Here is a 17834-nt window from a genome sequence, read left to right as displayed (position 1 = left end):
ATGCCGTTGCTCGTCATGGCGAACATGCAGCAGAAGCTCGAGAAGGTCGTCCAGTTGAAGCTGTTCGCCTTCATGGCCAAGCTCCAGGCGGACGACACCCTGCCCGGCCTGCACATCGAGCCGATGGTCAACGCTGCCGACGCGCGCGCCCGGACGGGTCGCGTCGACCAGGGGCTGCGAGCGGTGCTCTACAAGATCGAGGTGCCGTCGGGGCCGACGACGTATGTCTGCGCTGGCGTGTACGAGCACGACGAAGCGATCAAGATCGCGAAGTCGCAGGTGCTCCGGGTCAACCCGGTCAACGGGGTGACGGAACTGATCGCAGCGCCCGCACCGGCGGCACCCGCTTCCCAATCCGCCCGGTGGGTTCCTGAGCCGCCGACGTCACAGAAGCCGTTCCTCGACCAGTTCGGGTACACCGTCGACGACCTGACGAGCTCGCTCGGCTTCGACCTCGAGACCGCCGAGCGGCTCCTCGGATTCGCGGCGGACGACGAACTCCTGGCGTTCGCAGAGGCCTTGCCGAACCAGTGGCAGCAGAACGCGGCGCTCGGCCTCGCGGTCGGCGATTCGATCGAGGGGATCAAGACCTCACTCGGACTCGGCGGCGATGAGCCCGAGGCCACTGTTCAGTCGGCGGACGAGCATCCCGCGGACGTGGCACCCAGCGCCACGGCGTCGGAGGCCGAGGCTTCTCAACTCCTCGAATCGCTCAAGCGACCCGCGTCGCAGATGCAGTTCACGTTCGTCGATGACGACGAGGAACTCCGCCGCGTCATCGAGGGTGGAGACTTTGGAGCGTGGCGAGTGTTCCTACACCCTGAACAGCGTGCCTACGCGACGCGCGCCTACAAAGGTCCGTTCCGCTTGACCGGAGGCGCCGGGACAGGGAAGACGGTGGTCCTGCTGCACCGAGCTCGAGAACTCGCCGGGGACGCGAACGCCCGGATCGTCCTCACGACGTTCACCAGGACCCTCGCCGGGATGCTCGACCGAGACCTGCAACGTCTCGATCCTCAGCTCCCTCGTGCAGCGCAGCTCGGCGAAAGCGGCATCCTCACAGCGGGGATCGACCAGCTCGCGCACGCCGTTCGGGACGCCGCAGATCCGGCCGGCTGGGAACAGGCATCGATCGACGCCATCGGGTGGGATGCCGAGCGTTCCACTTCCCTTGTCTCGAACGGCACCGGCTGGGACGAGGCAGTGTTCGACGCCAAGCCCGACCTTCCGGGTGAGCTGCGGTCGCCCGCTTTCCTGGAGAGCGAGTACCTCCAAGTCGTCCTGCCGAGCGGTGTGATCACACGGGCGGACTACTTCGCGGCCCGACGTCCCGGCCGCGGGGTGGCGCTCGACCGGGCGAAGCGCGCGCAAGTGTGGACCGTCGTCGAGCAGTTCCGGCGCAATGCGCGTGCTTACCGTCGACTCTCATGGGCGGAGCTCTCGTCTGTGGCGGCCGCGTACCTCGACGCCCACCCCGAAGAACGCCCCGCAGACTACGTCCTCGTCGATGAAGCGCAGGACCTCTCCCCGAGCCACTGGACGATGCTCCGCGCGCTCGTCGGCGAGCACGGCAACGACCTGTTCGTCGCAGAGGACTCGCACCAGCGCATCTACGGGCAGCGGGTCGTGCTGTCGCGTCTCGGCATCAAGATCGTGGGCAGGTCACGGCGTCTGACCCTCAACTACCGGACCACGCAGCAGAACCTGCGGTACGCGCTCGGCGTGCTCGAAGGCGGCGATTTCACGGACAGCGAGGGGAGCCCGCAGGACGAGGAGGGATACCGGTCCGCGCGACTCGGACCCGAGGTACGTGTCCGAGGACACCAGACGCCGTCGGCGCAGTACGACGCGCTGGCGCAACAGCTCGAGGACTGGAGAGCCCAGTCCAGCGACGTGGAGTCGATGGCGGTGCTCGTCCGAACGAAGAGCGCGACCGAGACCGTGGTCCAGCAGCTCGCCGCGCGCAACGTCCCCGCAACGGAGAAGACCGCACGCGACAAGGTCAGGGTGATGACGATGCACAGCGCCAAGGGCCTCGAGTTCTCCCGGGTCGTCCTGTTTGACGTCTCCGCGGGTGTCGTGCCGAACAAGTTGGCGCTGCAGCACGCTGCGCCCGAGGAGCGGGCCGACGCCGAGCTCCGCGAGCGCTCACTGCTGTACGTCGCCGCAAGCCGTGCCCGCGACGAGCTGGTCGTCAGTTGGCAGGGAGCCGCATCGCCTCTCCTATCCCAACGAGTCCTCGACAGGTTCAACTGAAGCGCTCGCGCGAGTCGCTGAGCTCACTCAACGTCAGGAACTGGCAAGCACGACGGAAAGCACATCGTTCATGAGGTGTCGACGGAAATACACCGGCAGGAGTTCCATCGGCGGGTCCTCCCGATGGTACAAGACTGCGTTCTCGTCGATGACCCGATCGGGCTCCCCCTTCCTGAGGAGAACCCAGAAGAAGTCCAGCTCGTGTCGACGATCGAGATGCGGGAAGCGATCGGCGGCTTCCCTCGCCCCCACGAACTGTTCGAGGTAACCGCGGTCGAACTCGTCCTCGTCCCAGTGCTGACTCCAGTTGTCACGTGCGGATGCAATCCGAACGGGCTCTCGATCGTTGCGCGTGAGCGTCATCAGCTTCGAGAGAACTCGATAAGCCAGCGTGCGCGCGTTCGTTCCAGGCGTGCTCTCGTTCGCAATCCCGTGGGTGCTCTCGATTTTCTTGACAACCTCATGCGGTGATGACGCACCCAGCAGGGCACGTTCCGCGGGGAACGAATTCCCGTGGATGTCGAACAAGGTGATGCGGATCGTCGGCTCCATTTGGGTTTCGAAGGCCTCCCCCGCGCGAGGTCCCACCTCCAGGTACGACGTGTAGGTATTCGCGCGAACCTCTCGAATCATGAACCCTGCGTGCCGCCGTGCAAGCTCGCTCGCCACCCACCACCTCTGCTCGTCAACAAAACGATCCGCAGGAACCCACTCGCCGTCATCCATTTCCGCACCTCCGGGTCCACGCTAGCGTCATGTGTCGGGAACACCGTCGCGCGTCATCGCGAGCTGGTGCAGAGTTGAGGCATGATGTGATTGCGATCTTCCGAAGGCGCGAGGCGTCGGAGCGGGGGTTGCGAACGACCTTTGCGTGTCCGAGGCTCATCCGCTTCACTGATGGAGGCTCACACGGTTCGGCAGCGCGTCTGCCCTTCTCGGACATTTAGATTGTCGGCCTCTTTCATCCGATCGATGCGAGCTTCATGCCTTCCCTCATCGCCTGGCTCGACGCCTCCTCCGACGAACAACGCCGGATGCGCGAGATCATCGCCCTGTTCACCGACCGGGACAGCCGCGACGAACTCGGCATCGGCCAGATCCGCGACGCCATCTCGAACGGCCTCTTCCCCGGCACCTCGACCCTGCTGACACGCGCGCGCTACGCGCTCTTCGTTCCCTGGTGCTTCCAGCTCGCCGCACAGCGACCGGACCCGCGCGAGGCAGCAGCACGCAACGAACGCACCTTGATCAGCGCACTCCGGCGGACCAACGAGCGCGGCGTACTCGGCCTCCGTGCGGGAGAGACGCTCAAGACGCTTCCTTCCTCGCTGTACTGGGGCACGCTCCGCACGTACGGCATCCTCGACGACTCGATCGAGAGCACGACCGACTTGCTGAACCGCCTCCGCGAGCGAGACAGACGAGGCATCCCGGCCTCGAGCGAGGACGATCTGCTCGACCAATCGGGTCGGGCATGGACGCCGACGTTTGAGACGCTGCCGATGCCGGACGGCTTCCCGTCATCGGTCGACGGCGGTTTCGACCTGACGAACGCTGAGGCCGGGTTCCTCCGCGACCGGGTCCTCGAGCGCGCGCCCGGCACGGTGATGGCGCACCTGGTGACGACTGGCGTCGCTCCCAACCGCGAGAGTCCGAGTCCGTGGGCCGACCCTGCGACCGACGGTCTCCCGGCAGAAGCCCGGGACCTCCTGCGTCTTGCGGCGACGTTCTCGATCATGAACCACGGCGCCGCACTGCTGTACAACCTCATGCTCGCCGAGGAGCGCGCGGAGATCATCACCAGCGAAAGCGGCGCCAGCGACCCCGACGGGACGGACGCCGCCGTCACCGACTACCGGGATGCCTTGACGGAGTGGGCCCTCGAGGCCGATGCCGCCGAGGTCACCGCCTGGGACACGACCGCGCTATGGGCATGGCTCGCGACGAACTCGACAGCGCGGATCGCCGGACCCACTCGCGGCTACGTCGATCAGTGGACAAAGCATCTCCGCGACACGGATCTTGCGTCCATCGCGGACGACGACACGGCACGCGGCATGGTCCGAGCGCGTGAGCGATCCCAGAAGCGCGGCCTGGCCCGCCTCGGCAACCCCGACCGGCTCCGCGGATGGACAGGAGCGTCCGGGTCGAACGCCCTCACATACCGTTGGCAGACGGTCCGCAACATCGTCATCGACATCCGCGAGGGGCTGGCACGCGATGCTTGAACCGCAGACCCGCGCGACGCTGACCGAACAACTCCGACCACCGACGGGCTTTGAGCTTGTGCACGCAGTCGGCACGACGTTCACCCTCGGACTCGACACCGCCCTCAGCGTCCCCTTGGCCTTCGCAGCACGAGGAGTCACCGAGCAGGCCGACCCCATCGCGATCCTCGACGCCGTCCGCCGCGCCGCCGACCGCGTTGACGTCTTCGCGCAGGCAGGAGAGATCGCCCTCGGAGCGCGGAACAACCGCTTGGTCGCATTCCTCGAACCGATGCTCCACCCGGTGACCGTCCCGGCCGGCATCTTCCACCCGAAGGTCTGGTTCCTCGAGTTCCGCAGCGGCGACATCTCCGCGTTCCGGTTCGTCTGCGCCAGCCGGAACCTCACGAGCGACCGCAGCTGGGATGTCGTCGTCAGTCTTGACGGCGCGCCCGGAAACACCGCTGACGCAGCCAGCCTGGAGGCGCGCAACGCCCCGATCGTCGGCCTGCTCCGGTCGCTCCCCGGCTCTGCGGTCGTTCCGCTCGTTCCGGAGCGCACCGTTCGGATCGAAGGGCTCGCCGCGCGCTTCGCGCGCGTCGAGTGGGAGACGCCGAACGACCTTGAGGACCTGCGTTTCCACGTCTGGCGGTCAGGTGCACCAGCGCGACCCGATCTGTCAGGCGAGCGGGCCTTGATCATCTCCCCGTTCCTCCAGGACGGCGCCTTTGCGACCATCCGGGGAGGGATCCGACGCGAGCTGCTGGTCGTCTCCCGGAGCGAGAGCCTGAACCGCCTGTCCCGCGGCACGATCAGCGGGCGGACCTCCGCGTTCGTGCTCGATGCCGCGGCCGACCCGGCCGAAGAGAACGAAGGCACGCACCTGGGCGTCTTGCGCGGGCTGCACGCGAAGGTCATCGTGGTGAACCGCGAGCGAAGGGCCCGGGTGCTGCTGGGATCGTTGAACGCGACCGACGCGGCGTTGCACAGCAATGTCGAGGTGATGGTGGAACTCGTCGGGTCCGCCGCGAGGTTCGGGGTCGAGGCAACGAGAAAGGCGCTCGGCGATCTCATCGTCGAACACAGGGTTGAGCCGGTCGACGAGGCGAACGCCGATGATGAGACCGGCGGGTTCCTCGACGCCGTCCTCCGCGCTGTCGCTGGCGCGCAGATGCGGATCGACGTCGAAGGGGACGGACCATACCGTCTCCGCGTCAGCTGCGTGGACATGGTCCCAGCAACGGACGACGTCAGGTTCTCGTGGCGACTGATCACCCGACCCGACGAGGTCCGCGAGGGGCTGCCGAGCGAGAACGGTTCCTGGATCGAGGCGGTCGCCCTCCCCGACGTGACGCCCTACCTGGTCGTCACGGCCCGTGACGGGGAGGGTGCGGAACGGTCGACCGTGGTGCTTGCTGATCTGCACGGCGACCCGGACGACCGACTCGACGCCGTGATCGCCTCGCACCTGTCGACCCCGGCCGACTTCATGCGCTTCATCACACTGCTGCTCGAACTCGTCGGGCTCGGAACAGCGGGCGCCGGTGCAGGCACCGCATGGAACACCACCGCGGGTGCTGGTGGAGACGCCGGCGCCGGGCTCTTCGAATCGTTGATCCGGTCCGTCGGGGCACGCGGCCGCGGACTCGCGGACGTCGATCGCGTGGTGCAGTACCTGCGCGCCCGTGGCGACACCGCCGTCCTGCCGCAAGGCTTCGACGAGCTGTGGGCGTCGGTGTGGGAAGCGCAACGACGATTGGGAGGCTCGCGGTGAGCGGGTTCGACGCGAACGCGGTGCTCGCCGGGCTGAAGCCGTTCCAGCGAGACGCGGTGCACCACGTGTTCGAGCGGTTCTACGGCGACGACGCCAGCTCCGGCCGATTCCTCGTCGCCGACGAGACCGGTCTCGGCAAGAGCGTCGTCGCCCGGGGCGTGGTGGCGCGGGCGGTGGAGCACCTGCAGATCGTCGACGAGGTGAAGCGGATTGACGTCGTCTACATGTGCTCGAACGCGGATCTGGCGCGGCAGAACCTCGCGCGCCTCAACGTCACCGGCGCCGACGCCGCACCACTCACGACACGCCTGAGTCTGCTCGCGCTCGAGGTACCACGGCTTCGCGCGGAGGAAGGATCGACCGAGAAGAAGGTCAACCTGGTGTCGTTCACACCGGCGACCTCCGGCTTCAGCGTCGGCGGAGAACCCGCTGGCAACGCTCGGGAGCGCGCACTCATCGCGATCCTGCTCCGCGAGCTGTTGACGCTGAACGACGACGAGTGGCAAGCGACGCTCCGGCTGTTCAAGCGCCGGGTGTCCTCAGTCGAGCGCTTCCACTGGCGCATCCTCGACGTCGCACGCGAGATGGGACAGCGAGACGGAAGCGACCGTCCGGAGCCGGACCTCGAGACGCTCGAAGGCTTCCGCGATGCGCTCGGTCACGAGGCACTCCACGAGTTCCGGTCGGTTCTCGCGCTCGTCACTGCTGACGGTGCAGGCGATCGCGACTTCGAGAGCGTGTGGAATCGAACGGGAGCACTGCTCGGACGGATGCGGCGAGCGCTCGCGAAGGCGAGTCTGCAGGCGCTTGAACCGGACCTCGTCATCCTCGACGAGTTCCAACGATTCCGCGAGCTTCTCGACGCTCCGGAGACGAGCGAAGCAGCGGAGCTCGCGCACGACCTCTTCTCGTTCCCTGGAGTCCGGGTGCTGCTGCTGTCCGCGACTCCGTACAAGCCCTTCACCCAGGCAGGCGAAGCGGAGAACCACCACCGCGACTTCATGCAGACGATCGACTTCCTGGCGAATCGTGATCCGGCGATCACAGAGCGGGTCACCCGAGCCATGGCGGAGTATCGCGCGTGCCTCGTGAGCGGAGAGGACGCGGCAGCGGCAGCGAAGGTGGTCAGGGACGCACTGCTCCCCGTGATGAGCAGATCGGAGCGGCCGAACGTCGCTGGCGGGTTCACCCCCCGGATGCTTAGCAGTCCAGCGCCGACGACGGACGACGTGCTCGACTTCGTGGCACTCCGTGAGTTTGGCGACGAGGTAGGCGCCCCGATCGATCTCGAGTACTGGAAGTCGATTCCGTACTTCGCGAACTTCATGGACGGGTACAAGCCCGGGGAACGGGCTCGCGAGCGGTTCGGAACACCGGAAGGTGCTCGCGCGCACGAGCTGCTCGGGCGGAGCCGGTCGCTCGATCGCAGCGACCTCGATGCGCGTCGGGAGATCGACTTCGGAAACGGGTATCTCCGCACGATCGCGGCGGACACGCTCGGGTCAGGGTGGTCGGACCTGCTGTGGGTTCCTCCGTCGATGCCGTACCTCGAGCCCGGGGGTGCCTACCGCGCCGTGCACGACGTCACGAAGCGAGTGGTGTTCTCTGCTTGGTCGGGCGTACCGACCGCCGTCGCGTCGCTGCTGTCCTACGAGGCCGAGCGGCGCGCGAGCGGCGCTGCGACGCGGGGCACCAACACCGACGTGATGCGCCTGAACTACTCGCTCGAACAGGGGCGCGTTGGTTCCCTCTCGACCCTCGCGCTCTTCTTCCCGCATCCCGCCCTCGCGGAGGCCGGAGACCCGCTGGCGATCGCTCGGTCGATCTCTGCCGAAGCAGGCGTTGAGGCCGGACGTGCAGAGGCGCTCGTGGCCCGGCGTTTGGACGGCTCGGCTGAGGCTGGCCAGCCTTGGGAGGCCTTCTTCGCCAGGGGCACCGGCTTGAACGAGGACTTCGTCGGCCTGGTCGGCGATGCGATCGGCGGACCATCGGAGGACGACGAGGACGAAACCGAGGCGTCGAGCGGTCTCGTCCGATTCATCGAGGCCGCCATCGACCGGATGGACAGCGCGGATCCGGCGCAGGCGCATCCGGAACTCGCCCGGTTCGCCATGCACGCGCCGGGGATCATCGCTTACCGCGCGGTATCCCGGATCGCGCCGGACACGATCGCCCCCGCAACACGCTGGACGGCTGCATTCCGGATCGCCAACGGCCTGCGGTCCCTGTTCAACCGTGCCGAGGTCAACGCGGTTCTCGACGCTCGGTACAGCGACCTCCCCTACTGGTCGGCGGTACTGCACTACTGCGCTGACGGCAACCTGCAGGCTGTGCTCGACGAATACTTGTTCCAGCTCGCAAGCGACCTCGGTACCGCCGAGCTCACTGCTGAACGGCTCCTCGACCTCGCGCAGCACGCGGCATCGGTGCTGTCGCTGCGCACCGTGAACTACGTCGGCCACGATACCGACGTGGACCGGACACAGATCCGCCTCCGGTCACGATTCAGTCTCCGGTACGGCGGCCGGACCGGAACTGCTGCGGGCGACGAGCAGCGGCAAGCCGACGTCCGCGCCGCGTTCAACAGTCCGTTTGCCCCGTTCGTCCTCGTCTCGACCAGCGTCGGGCAGGAAGGCATCGACTTCCATTGGTGGAGTCACGCCGTCGTGCACTGGAATCTGCCGTCGAACCCGGTTGACTTCGAGCAGCGAGAAGGCCGTGTGAACCGCTTTGGCGGCCATGCGATCAGGCGGAATGTCGCAGCCGCACACTGGGCCGACGTCGTCGCCTCGAACGATCCGAATCCTTGGCGGGCCGCGTTCGAGGCCGCGACCGAGTCATCCGTGCACATCGACTACGGACACTTTGCGCCGTGGTGGGTCTACCCCGGCCCGGCCAGCATCCAACGCATCGTGATGGAGCACCCGCTGAGTAAGGACCGACTTCGCTACGAACACCTTCGCGATTCGCTCGCGTTGTACCGACTGACACTCGGGCAGCCGCGTCAGGAGGACATGGTGGAGCTCATGAAGCAGCGCGGGGTCGACGGCGCGGTGGTCGCACCGATCGACCTTCGCCCTCCTACAAGTCAGGGCCCTACCGAACCGAAAGGGTGAAGGGGCTCAGTCAGGATGCCTTCTCGGAGTCAAAAGCCGCCGGCGAAGCAAGGTCGAGGCCAGCAAGGTGCCTCCGGAGTTTCTTCGCCATCGGGAGGAACGTGGAGAGCGTCAGACCGCCCGACAGCACAGCCCCGGCGACGGGAATGGCCTTTGCCAGCCCACTCGCAAACATCTTCTTCGTCATCTGCACGCCGAGCATCGCGGAGACCTTCTTGACGATCGGGAAGATCATTCCCTTGGTCAACGCTTTTTGCGGCAGTTGCTTCGCGACCTGAGCGGCGATCAGTGCTGCCGTCTTCGTGACACCACCCTGGGCGATCTGAACTCCGAGCATGACGCCGACGAAGAGCGTGAGGATGCTTTCTGTGGCCTCGTCCATGCCCTCGTCGTCGTCGAAGAAATCCGGCCAGCTGTGGATGTACGCCAACTTCTGAGAAATCCGGAGCATGTGGCCCACGTACTGAGCCATGTCGGCAGGTACCGTACCAATCATCGCCAGGCCACCGGGAATGCCGGCCAGTGCTGACAAACCAGTCACCTTGCTCGTTTCGTAAGAAATCGAGACATTGGCCACGTCCCTGATCACGGAAGCCGAGATGCCGGCCGCGGCCGGCGTCTCCGTGATCGCCAATTCAATCTGGTCCGGTGTGCAGTGGCGACGGAGGGCTGAGCGGAGGTACGCGGCGCGGTTGATCCGAACTGCCGGCAACCGCGCTGCCGCGTTCAGGATCTGCGAGAAGGTTGTGGTCCTATTTTCAACATCAGTCGACTGCGTCATGGTTCTGAGCGTAACGACAGAAACGCGCTCACGGGCACCCGAGCGTGCGGGTCGGGCTGAACAGCGGCAAACCGCAGATTGTCACCATGGCCTGGCCATAGAACGGGTGATCCCTCTTCGCCCCCCCACCCACGAGGATGGTTCAGCACTACTCGTCCCGGGGACGACGAGTGGTCCGCACAACAGCACTTCGAGGGGCAACACCATGACGATGGCCGGGGAATCGGCAGGGGTCGAAGCACACCGCCAGCGCAGTCACGCACGCGAACTCCGCCGCCAGGCGGACGACGCCGAGCAGCGCGCTACCCGCTTCGAGATCGCGCACCGTACCGAGAGCGAGACCGCCCGGATCCTCGCCCCACTCGCCGGCATCGGCTACCACCTGCTCACAGACCGCCGCTGGCCCGGCAGCCGCACAGCGCAAGTCGACATGGTCGTCGTCGGCCGCGCCGGCGTCTTCATCGTCGACACGAAGGCCTGGCGCGAGGTCGCGGTCCACGGCGACCGGATCACCCGCGGCCAGGAGGACGTCACCGACGACATCGCCCGCCTCGCCGACCTCGCGTACAGCACCGAGGCAGCACTGGCGGACACGGGCCTGGCGCCCGGAGAAGTCCACGCGGTCGCCGCACTCGCCGGCCAGAAGAAGATGCACGCCCGCGTCGCATCGGTCGACGTGATCGGGGCGCACGACCTCGTCGGGCACATCACGAAGCGCGGAGCCCGACTGTCGGCATCCCGGGTCGACGACGTCCTCGCCGCGATGCTGCACCACTTCCCCGTGATCGGCGACGGCGGAGCTACACCACCGCAGATCGTCGTCCCGGCACCGGTACTCTGCCGCGATCCCGACGTCCTCGTCCCGACGATCGACAGCACGGACGTCGAGCTGACCGACCAGCTCCTCGACGGCGTGCTCGAAGCCCATCGAGGATTGGATGGCGTTCCTCGACCCGGCACAGGCCAAGCTCGTCCGCCGCAGCTTCAACGGCCCGGCACACATACGCGGCGCCGCCGGCACGGGCAAGACCGTCGTCGGACTCCACCGCGCCGCGTACCTCGCACGCGCCACCGGCGGCCGCGTGCTGTTCACGACGTACATCAGCACCCTCCCGAAGGTCCTCGAGTCGCTCCTCGAACGCCTCGCACCCGACATGGTCGGTCGCGTCGACTTCCTGGGCGTCCACGCGTTCGCCACGCGCCTGCTGAAGGAACGCGGCATCGCGTTCCGCGCTCCTGGACGGGAGGCCCGACTCGCGTTCGACGACGCGTGGAACGCGATCCGCGCCTCCAGTCCATTGCGGTCGTCGCGATTCTCGCGCTCGTACTGGGAAGACGAGATCAGCCACGTCATCAAGGGCCGCGCCCTGACGCGGTTCGACGAGTACGCGGACCTGGCTCGCATCGGGCGCAAGCACGCGCTCCCGCTGGAGACGCGCCAGGCCGTCTGGGACCTGTACGAGGCGTACGCGCGCGGGCTGCGTGAGCGACGGGCGCATGACTGGGAGGACATCGTGTTGCTCGCTCGCGACGCGGTCCGGGCGCTACCGCTCGAGCGGTACGACGCGGTCATCGTGGACGAGGCGCAGGACCTGTCCTGCGCGATGGTCGCGCTGGTGCACCAGCTCGTGGGTGACCGTACCGACGGCCTGACGCTCATCGGTGACGGCCAGCAGACGATCTACCCCGGCGGGTACACGCTCGACGAGGTCGGTATCGATCTGTCGGGCCGAGGCGTGGTGCTCGACGTCAACCACCGGAACACCGCCGAGATCCTCGAGTTCGCGAAGGAGATGGTGGCGGACGACCAGTTCGTGGACATCGAGGGTGTCGACGGGGTCGGTGACGCGCTGTCGGACGTCTCGCGCTCCGGTGCCGCTCCGACGATGACGCGGTTCGCGAGTCGTGCCGACCACGACCGGGCGATGCTCGACCGGCTGACCGAGGTCCTCCGGCTGGTCGGGACCGGACACGGTGACGTCGGCATCCTCACGGCGACGAACCGGCAGGCGAACGACGTCATGGAGGCGCTCGGGAGTGCGGGCATTCCGACCGTCTCACTGCAGCAGTACGCGGGACGGAGCTCCGATGCGGTCCGCGTGGGGACGGTGAAGCGGGCGAAGGGCCTCGAGTTCAAGCAGGTGCTGCTCGCGCACGTCGATCCTCGGCTGCTCGATGCGGCCCCGGCCGACCCGTCGGAGACCGAACGGGAGCGCCGAGAGCGAGGGCGCCGCGAGCTCTACGTGGGGATGACCCGGGCGCGGGACGGCCTGTGGGTCGGCGTCCGCAGCGGAGCAACGCGCAGCCGCTGACGGTTCTCTTCGGCCAGCTACGTCGAGCAGCTGAGCCTCCTCAGTCCCGGTCGCAGAGCGCTTGCCGCACACACTCTGCTGTCCTCGGGTCCTTGAATGCGACCACGAACGTTCACCCGTCCCGCATCTCCAATCGGACGGCGACTTCCCCGCCCACCGAGTACAGCCGCCCACAAGCGTTTCGAACCGCACCCTTGATGCCCCATCCGCCGTAGTCGGCGTGAGCATCGATCCGCACGATCGCGACTCCGACGACGTCGCGACGCACCAAGCGAGTCCGCCAGAAGGGTGTCAGGCCAACGGTGATCTGTTCCGGCGAACACCGGACGAACGCGGCCGTCTTGGTGGCGAGTACCGGCATCCAGATCAGCGTTCCGACGAGCAGGCCGAGCACGACGAGCGACGGCACATCGAACTCTCGGACCGCCGCTCCTGCGACACCGACCACGGCGATGGGGCCGAGCAGCAACATCGTCCCGAACACGACGCCGTGGTCCGCGGGGCTGCGGAACACCTCCTCAGCTGCCCCGACGCGCTTCGGCGGTCTCTGAGCCGAGGTCGATCTCGCGCCCGCTCCACTCCAGCAGCCCCGGGTCGTGCGTCGCGACGACCACCGCTCCCCCGTGCGCGCGGATCAGGTCCAGCCCAGCACGCACGCGGGCAGCGCTCCGGTCATCAAGCGAGGCCGTCGGCTCGTCGGCCAGCACCAAGCTCGGCCGCTGCGCGAGCACCCGGGCGAGCGCCACCCGTTGCTGCTCGCCGCCGCTGAGCAGACCCGCTCGCTGACGCTGCCGTCCATCAAGACCGACGGCGTCGAGTGCCTCATCGATCCGCACGTCGAGCGCTTGGCTGCCCACGCCCTCGGGCCGCACGACGCGCAGATTTCGGAGAACCGACCACTCGGGCACGATCGAATGGTCTTGCATGACGAAGCCGATCACGTCTCGGCGGAGCGATCGCTTCCGCCGCTCGCCGATCGAACCCAGCTCTTCACCGCCGATCCGCACCTTCCCACGTGTCGGCTGTTGCAAGCCGCCGAGGCAGCGCAAAAGGGTGCTCTTGCCCTGCCCCGACGCCCCGCGAACCGCGAGGACTTCTCCGTGGGCGACGGTGAACGCGAGGTCGTCCCACAGGGTCCGGGTCGCGACATCGTGGCCGAGGCCGTCGACGTGCAGGATGGGCTGGTCAGTCATGGTCATGTCCTTTCGCGCCGGCCGGTGATGGCCAGCAGTACAGAGAGGGTCCCGGCAGCAAGGACTGCCGCGAGCACAGCGAAGGGCCCGGCGTCCGAAGCCTGGTGCCCGGTGAAGGCGAGCGTCACAGCGGTGACTGCTGCAGTGAGACCGACCCCGACGAGGGCGAATCGCCGATGTCGGATCACCGGATTGCGGCCGGAGAGGAAGAGCACTCGTCCTGGGACACGACTTCGAACGCGGTGCTCGACGACCAGCGCGCTAGCGGTGAACACGGTTGCGGCAAGAGCGGCGAGCGCGGCGACCATCGCAGTGAGGCGTTCGCTCCTCAGCATCGCGAGTTGCCCTTCGACCGTTGCGCCGACCCGCCGAACCTGCAGCACGACGTCTGAGAGACCTGCATCGTCAACTGCACTGAGCAACGCGCGGCGGTCGGCGAACCGGACTTCGCCGTTCGCGACCGCGGTCCCGATGCGATTCGGTGCGATGTCCGTTGGATCAGGGACGACGAGTACTGGGATGTCCGGCCAGGTGGAAGCCTCCGGGCGCAACGCGCCCGTCCAGTCGATGACGGACTCCGTGATGTCGGCCGTCGATGCAACCGTCACGGCCCGCACCGACCTTTCCCTCGGCGGAGCACGACCCTCGACTTCCCAGCCCGCAGCGAGTTCTTCTTCCGCGGTCCGCTTGAGCTGCGATGCGTCCGGGGCGAGGGCCTCGGGAACGAGCAGCACGGGTCCAGGTCGAGCTTCGATCTCATCGTTGTACGCACTGAGTCCGACAGCAACATCGCCGACGACGGTGAACGACTCAACGAAGGAAACCTGGGCCAAGCCGGCATCTCCTCTGGCGAGTGGTCCAAGCGCGAGCTTGCCGAACCCCACGTCTTGATCAAAGTCGGTGAAACCCGTGCCCAGGACGACATCATCACCGTGCGCTGCTTCAGCGACTAACGTCCTCTCGATCGCCGTGCTTCGTTCCTGACGGGCCACGATCGCGCCGATGTCCAGGACCGAGAGAACCACCAGGCCAATCGCGGCCGAGGTGACGACGACGAGCGGCCAGGGCGCGGTCTTCGCCGAACTGAGCTCTCGTACCCACCACAGGTTGGCGAGGACGTGGCCTCCGATGATCACGGCTCCCACGGGGACCAACACGATGACGAAGAGAGCGGCGGTGAGACTCCAGACGGACGTGCCTGCAGCTCGCGCGGTGAGGAGTGCTGCGACTGCCACACACGACACGACGACGAGAGCGCCGACGAGCACGCTCATCTCAGCAGCTTCCCGAGCTGCGACCCGCCGCCGTGACCAGCCAACGGTCCGGCGGATCCCCTGGCGCGCACTCCTCCTGGCCGACTCTGCGATGAGCGCGACCGCGATCCCGAGGGCAGTCGCGACGAGGGCGGCCAGCATGCCGGACTCTGAGACGACGAAGACGAGCGCCGCGGGACCCCGGGGTGTGTCGTCCACGAACTTGTAATCGGCCCGTCCGAGGCCTTCGAGGAAGCGCTCCGTCGCCTCGGCAGAACCGCCGACGGCGAAGGTCGTCCGCAGGTCGAGGTCAGCACCGTCGCCGATCGGACGGACATCCAGCTCACCTCGAAGGACCGGAACGACCGGGCGACCGCGGAACACGTGAGCGGTCCAGACGTCCGGCCGTGCGTGACTATCCGGCACGAGCATCGCCAGCGACACATCCGAATCGGTGGCGATGGAAGTGAGATTGCGCACTTGTTCTGACTTCGTCAGGCCGTACGGAAGATCGGTGAGGGTCACGACACTGCGGCCCACCAGCGCACCGGACGCTTCCATCGTGCCCACCACGGAGATGACGAGCGCGGTGGCGGCGAGGATCGCAGCCGCCACCGCGACGGCAGTGGCGGCCGCGAAGGCCCTCATCCGCGAGTTGCCCAGTACGACTGGTTCCCGGAGACCGCCTTGGCTCGCGTTGCGTAGGCCAGGGTCTTCGGGGGCTGCCAGGCTGACCGCGTCACCGTGCCGTTGGACTTGACCGACGCTCGGTGCGTGGACCGCTCATGAGCAAAGAGCGAGTGGACCTTCTTGTCCCAGATGCCGTAGGTCCACATGCCGCCGCCAGCGGGCACCATCTTGCCGGCCCGAGTCTGCTGAGGAGCGTCCGCCGATGCGCTTCCTTCGACCACGATTGCGGCGTCGGACGGTGCCGCGCTGGCCGGCGAGACGCCGAACCCGGCCGCTGTGAACATCGCCGCGCAGAACGCGCCGAGCTGGATGATCTTCTTCATCGAGATGCCTCCGAATCGAATGTGGTCGTCCATCGACCACGTCCGAACCGTAGCAACTAAAACGCTAGATCATAAGTCCAGCATACTTTGTATCTTGCATTGTTGCTGCCATTTGGGCTGCGTCGTCTGTTCGACGACGTCTCAGCACGAAAGCGTCGCCACCGAACGACGGAAGGCGCGGCACCAACCGGCACCGCGCCTCCCGTCCATCAACAGGTCATCAACTCACCAAGTGAGGACGAACCGCCCCCGCGTCCCCCCAGCCTCCAACCGCTCATGCGCCTCCCCAGCCCGCGCAGCCGGCAGCACCTCGGCGACCCGCGGCGTCAACGTCCCACTCTCCACCGCATGCCGCAGCTGCTCGAGCTTGTCGAACGACCGGTACTCCGAGAACACCATCACCTGCACGAACTCGATCCCCCGAGCCCCGTTGCCCTGCCACCCCCGCACGTCGAAGAACACTCCCCCGTCGCGAACGGCGTCCACCACCTCGTCGCGCTGCACGGCAGCATCGGCGAGCGCATCGGCCCCGTCCGGCACGAGCTCACGCACCGCGGCAGCGAACCCATCACCGCGCGGCACCACGTGGTCCGGCCCGAGCGACCGCACGAGGGCTTCGTCCGCCGGAGCAGCATCCGCGATCACGGTCAGCCCGGCGGCCTTCGCCAGCTGCACCACGTAGTTCCCGAGCAACCCAGCGGCCCCGGTCACCGCGAGCGTCTGTCCCGGCGCGAGCGAGGCGTGCGACAGGATCTGCAACGCCGTCAGCCCGTTCATCGGCACTGTGGAGGCGAGCGGGAGAGACGTCCCACGAGGAATCCGCGTGAACGACCCCACCGGCGCGACGAGCTCCTGCACGTAAGCGCCACCGTGGGCGGTGAGCGGCAGCGCCATCGCCATGACCTCGTCGCCGACCTGCCATCCGGTGACGTCGGGCCCGACCTCGTCGATGACGCCGGCGGCGTCCATCCCCGGCACGTACGGCGGCGAGGCCTGCGAGCTGTCCCGCTCCCCGGCACGCACCCCCGTGTCGGTCGGGTTCACGGCGAACGCCTGCACCCGGATCCGCACGGATCCCGCACCGGCGTGCGGCTCCGGCACCTCGTGGACGGCGAGGGCCTCGGGCCCTCCGAACTGTTCGACTCCGACGACCTGCATCCTCCCGGTCTACGCGCACGTTGCTTGACGCAACCTGACGCGACCACCCCACGGCCTGGAGGCCCGGCACCACCCCGCCCCGCGCCTCCCGCCCGTCAGGGGTGCGGTCTACGGCACGTGGTGCGCCATGCTGGCACCGTGCGTTTCGACGAGCTCCTCACCCGGCCCGACGGTCCCGCGATCGCTGAGAGCTCGCCGCCCCCGCCGTCCCGCCCGGTACGTCCTCGAGGCCTGCACCAGGAGTCCCGACAGCAGCACTGGCAGTTCCGCGTCGACATCGACGAGGCCGCGCAGACCTGAACGCTCGTCCGTCAGCGCGCCAAGCCGGTCTCCTACCGCGAGGGCGTGCTCCACGAGCCCGACGACGGTCCGCACGAGGTGTCGTTCGCCCGGAGCATGGTCTCCGATCCCGTCGTCCGGATGGCCGTGCCCGACCTGATGCTCCGTTGGGGTCGCGGCCCCGAGAGCTTCCACCCGATCCTGGTCCAGCACATCGGCGAGCATTCGATCCTGGTGACCTTCGAGCACCGCGGGGACCCGGCGACCCGCACGACGCTGGCGATCGACGTACGCGACGGCATCGCCCGCCGCTTGTCGGAGTACGGCGAGGACACGTTCATCACGAACGTGCGGACCACCGAGCCGGACGAGGTCCTGCCCCGCGCCCGCTTCGTGGCACCGACCGACTGGATCCGCCCGCAGTACTGAAGTCGTGACGGTTCTGGTTCGCGATCCCCGACGATCGCGAACCAGAACCGTCAGAACTCATTC

The 17834-nt window shown here is 67.5% G+C and carries 14 protein-coding genes and 1 pseudogene; 8 read left to right on the top strand and 7 right to left on the bottom strand.

Annotated features, from left to right (window positions below; genetic code table 11):
• Positions 1-2256, top strand: coding sequence for a 3'-5' exonuclease (locus OE229_RS09300; RefSeq protein ID WP_263344376.1), 2256 nt, complete (start codon positions 1-3; stop codon positions 2254-2256).
• A gap of 33 nt (positions 2257-2289) precedes the next feature.
• Here OE229_RS09300 and OE229_RS09295 read toward each other — a convergent pair whose 3' ends face one another.
• Positions 2290-2982 carry a TY-Chap2 family putative peptide chaperone gene (locus OE229_RS09295; protein WP_262137590.1) on the bottom strand — a complete coding sequence of 231 codons (693 nt, stop codon included), beginning with the start codon at positions 2980-2982 and terminating at the stop codon, positions 2290-2292.
• 257 nt (positions 2983-3239) lie between these two features.
• Here OE229_RS09295 and OE229_RS09290 point away from each other — a divergent pair, with 257 nt between their 5' ends.
• The 3 genes from OE229_RS09290 to OE229_RS09280 are packed head-to-tail and all read left to right on the top strand — an operon-like array spanning position 3240 to position 9353.
• Positions 3240-4484, top strand: coding sequence for a DUF6361 family protein (locus OE229_RS09290; RefSeq protein ID WP_262137587.1), 1245 nt, complete (start codon positions 3240-3242; stop codon positions 4482-4484).
• Positions 4477-6237, top strand: a complete 1761-nt coding sequence (locus OE229_RS09285) for a phospholipase D family protein (protein WP_262137586.1) — start codon at positions 4477-4479, stop codon at positions 6235-6237. Before OE229_RS09290 ends, OE229_RS09285 begins: the two co-directional genes overlap by 8 nt.
• Positions 6234-9353 (top strand): helicase-related protein, encoded by a 3120-nt coding sequence (locus tag OE229_RS09280; RefSeq protein WP_262137584.1) that lies wholly within the window; start codon positions 6234-6236, stop codon positions 9351-9353. Before OE229_RS09285 ends, OE229_RS09280 begins: the two co-directional genes overlap by 4 nt.
• Positions 9354-9363: 10 nt before the next feature.
• On the opposite strand, the gene OE229_RS09275 is transcribed toward OE229_RS09280, so the two are convergent.
• Positions 9364-10134: a hypothetical protein gene (locus tag OE229_RS09275; protein WP_262137582.1), complete on the bottom strand. Its 771-nt coding sequence runs from the start codon at positions 10132-10134 to the stop codon at positions 9364-9366.
• Between OE229_RS09275 and OE229_RS18135 the strand changes: the two are divergent.
• Together OE229_RS18135 and OE229_RS09265 are read left to right on the top strand one after the other, a co-directional pair.
• Positions 10133-10588, top strand: a pseudogene (locus OE229_RS18135) (hypothetical protein); the annotation flags it as partial. The gene OE229_RS09275 and the pseudogene OE229_RS18135 sit on opposite strands and share 2 nt — an antisense overlap.
• Positions 10589-11072: 484 nt before the next feature.
• A complete protein-coding gene (locus OE229_RS09265) occupies positions 11073-12446 on the top strand; it encodes a 3'-5' exonuclease (RefSeq protein WP_262137578.1) in 1374 nt (457 codons plus the stop codon).
• Between the two features lie 112 nt (positions 12447-12558).
• Here OE229_RS09265 and OE229_RS09260 read toward each other — a convergent pair whose 3' ends face one another.
• From OE229_RS09260 to OE229_RS09240, 5 genes are all read right to left on the bottom strand, one after another.
• The gene (locus OE229_RS09260; protein WP_262137576.1) at positions 12559-12930 is read right to left on the bottom strand and encodes a hypothetical protein; all 372 of its coding nucleotides are present in this window, start codon (positions 12928-12930) and stop codon (positions 12559-12561) included.
• A gap of 34 nt (positions 12931-12964) precedes the next feature.
• Positions 12965-13639, bottom strand: coding sequence for an ABC transporter ATP-binding protein (locus OE229_RS09255; RefSeq protein ID WP_262137575.1), 675 nt, complete (start codon positions 13637-13639; stop codon positions 12965-12967).
• Between the two features lie 2 nt (positions 13640-13641).
• Entirely contained in the window at positions 13642-15540 is a 1899-nt protein-coding gene (locus OE229_RS09250) for a hypothetical protein (RefSeq protein WP_262137574.1), read from the bottom strand.
• On the bottom strand, positions 15537-15905 hold the full coding sequence (locus tag OE229_RS09245; RefSeq protein ID WP_262137573.1) for a lactococcin 972 family bacteriocin: 369 nt from the start codon (positions 15903-15905) through the stop codon (positions 15537-15539). Before OE229_RS09245 ends, OE229_RS09250 begins: the two co-directional genes overlap by 4 nt.
• A 225-nt stretch (positions 15906-16130) precedes the next feature.
• Positions 16131-17063 carry an NADP-dependent oxidoreductase gene (locus OE229_RS09240; protein WP_262137572.1) on the bottom strand — a complete coding sequence of 311 codons (933 nt, stop codon included), beginning with the start codon at positions 17061-17063 and terminating at the stop codon, positions 16131-16133.
• A gap of 138 nt (positions 17064-17201) precedes the next feature.
• Here OE229_RS09240 and OE229_RS09235 point away from each other — a divergent pair, with 138 nt between their 5' ends.
• Both OE229_RS09235 and OE229_RS09230 read left to right on the top strand, forming a co-directional pair.
• A complete protein-coding gene (locus OE229_RS09235; RefSeq protein ID WP_262137571.1) occupies positions 17202-17363 on the top strand; it encodes a hypothetical protein in 162 nt (53 codons plus the stop codon).
• Between the two features lie 45 nt (positions 17364-17408).
• Positions 17409-17771 carry a hypothetical protein gene (locus OE229_RS09230; protein ID WP_262137570.1) on the top strand — a complete coding sequence of 121 codons (363 nt, stop codon included), beginning with the start codon at positions 17409-17411 and terminating at the stop codon, positions 17769-17771.
• Positions 17772-17834 lie beyond the last annotated feature (63 nt).

Origin of the sequence: Curtobacterium poinsettiae, from assembly GCF_025677645.1 — a bacterium.
Taxonomy (GTDB): domain Bacteria; phylum Actinomycetota; class Actinomycetes; order Actinomycetales; family Microbacteriaceae; genus Curtobacterium; species Curtobacterium poinsettiae_A.
The sequence above is the reverse complement of the archived record's forward strand: the minus strand, read 5'-3'. Positions and strand labels throughout refer to the sequence as shown.

What these genes read in the sequence shown, in the direction of transcription:
- OE229_RS09300 (WP_263344376.1), top strand. Translation starts at nt 1, where the DNA reads ATGCCGTTGCTCGTCATGGCGAACATGCAGCAGAAGCTCGAGAAGGTC.
- OE229_RS09295 (WP_262137590.1), bottom strand. Translation starts at nt 2,982, where the DNA reads ATGGATGACGGCGAGTGGGTTCCTGCGGATCGTTTTGTTGACGAGCAG.
- OE229_RS09290 (WP_262137587.1), top strand. Translation starts at nt 3,240, where the DNA reads ATGCCTTCCCTCATCGCCTGGCTCGACGCCTCCTCCGACGAACAACGC.
- OE229_RS09285 (WP_262137586.1), top strand. Translation starts at nt 4,477, where the DNA reads ATGCTTGAACCGCAGACCCGCGCGACGCTGACCGAACAACTCCGACCA.
- OE229_RS09275 (WP_262137582.1), bottom strand. Translation starts at nt 10,134, where the DNA reads ATGACGCAGTCGACTGATGTTGAAAATAGGACCACAACCTTCTCGCAG.
- OE229_RS09265 (WP_262137578.1), top strand. Translation starts at nt 11,073, where the DNA reads ATGGCGTTCCTCGACCCGGCACAGGCCAAGCTCGTCCGCCGCAGCTTC.
- OE229_RS09255 (WP_262137575.1), bottom strand. Translation starts at nt 13,639, where the DNA reads ATGACTGACCAGCCCATCCTGCACGTCGACGGCCTCGGCCACGATGTC.
- OE229_RS09250 (WP_262137574.1), bottom strand. Translation starts at nt 15,540, where the DNA reads ATGAGGGCCTTCGCGGCCGCCACTGCCGTCGCGGTGGCGGCTGCGATC.
- OE229_RS09245 (WP_262137573.1), bottom strand. Translation starts at nt 15,905, where the DNA reads ATGAAGAAGATCATCCAGCTCGGCGCGTTCTGCGCGGCGATGTTCACA.
- OE229_RS09240 (WP_262137572.1), bottom strand. Translation starts at nt 17,063, where the DNA reads ATGCAGGTCGTCGGAGTCGAACAGTTCGGAGGGCCCGAGGCCCTCGCC.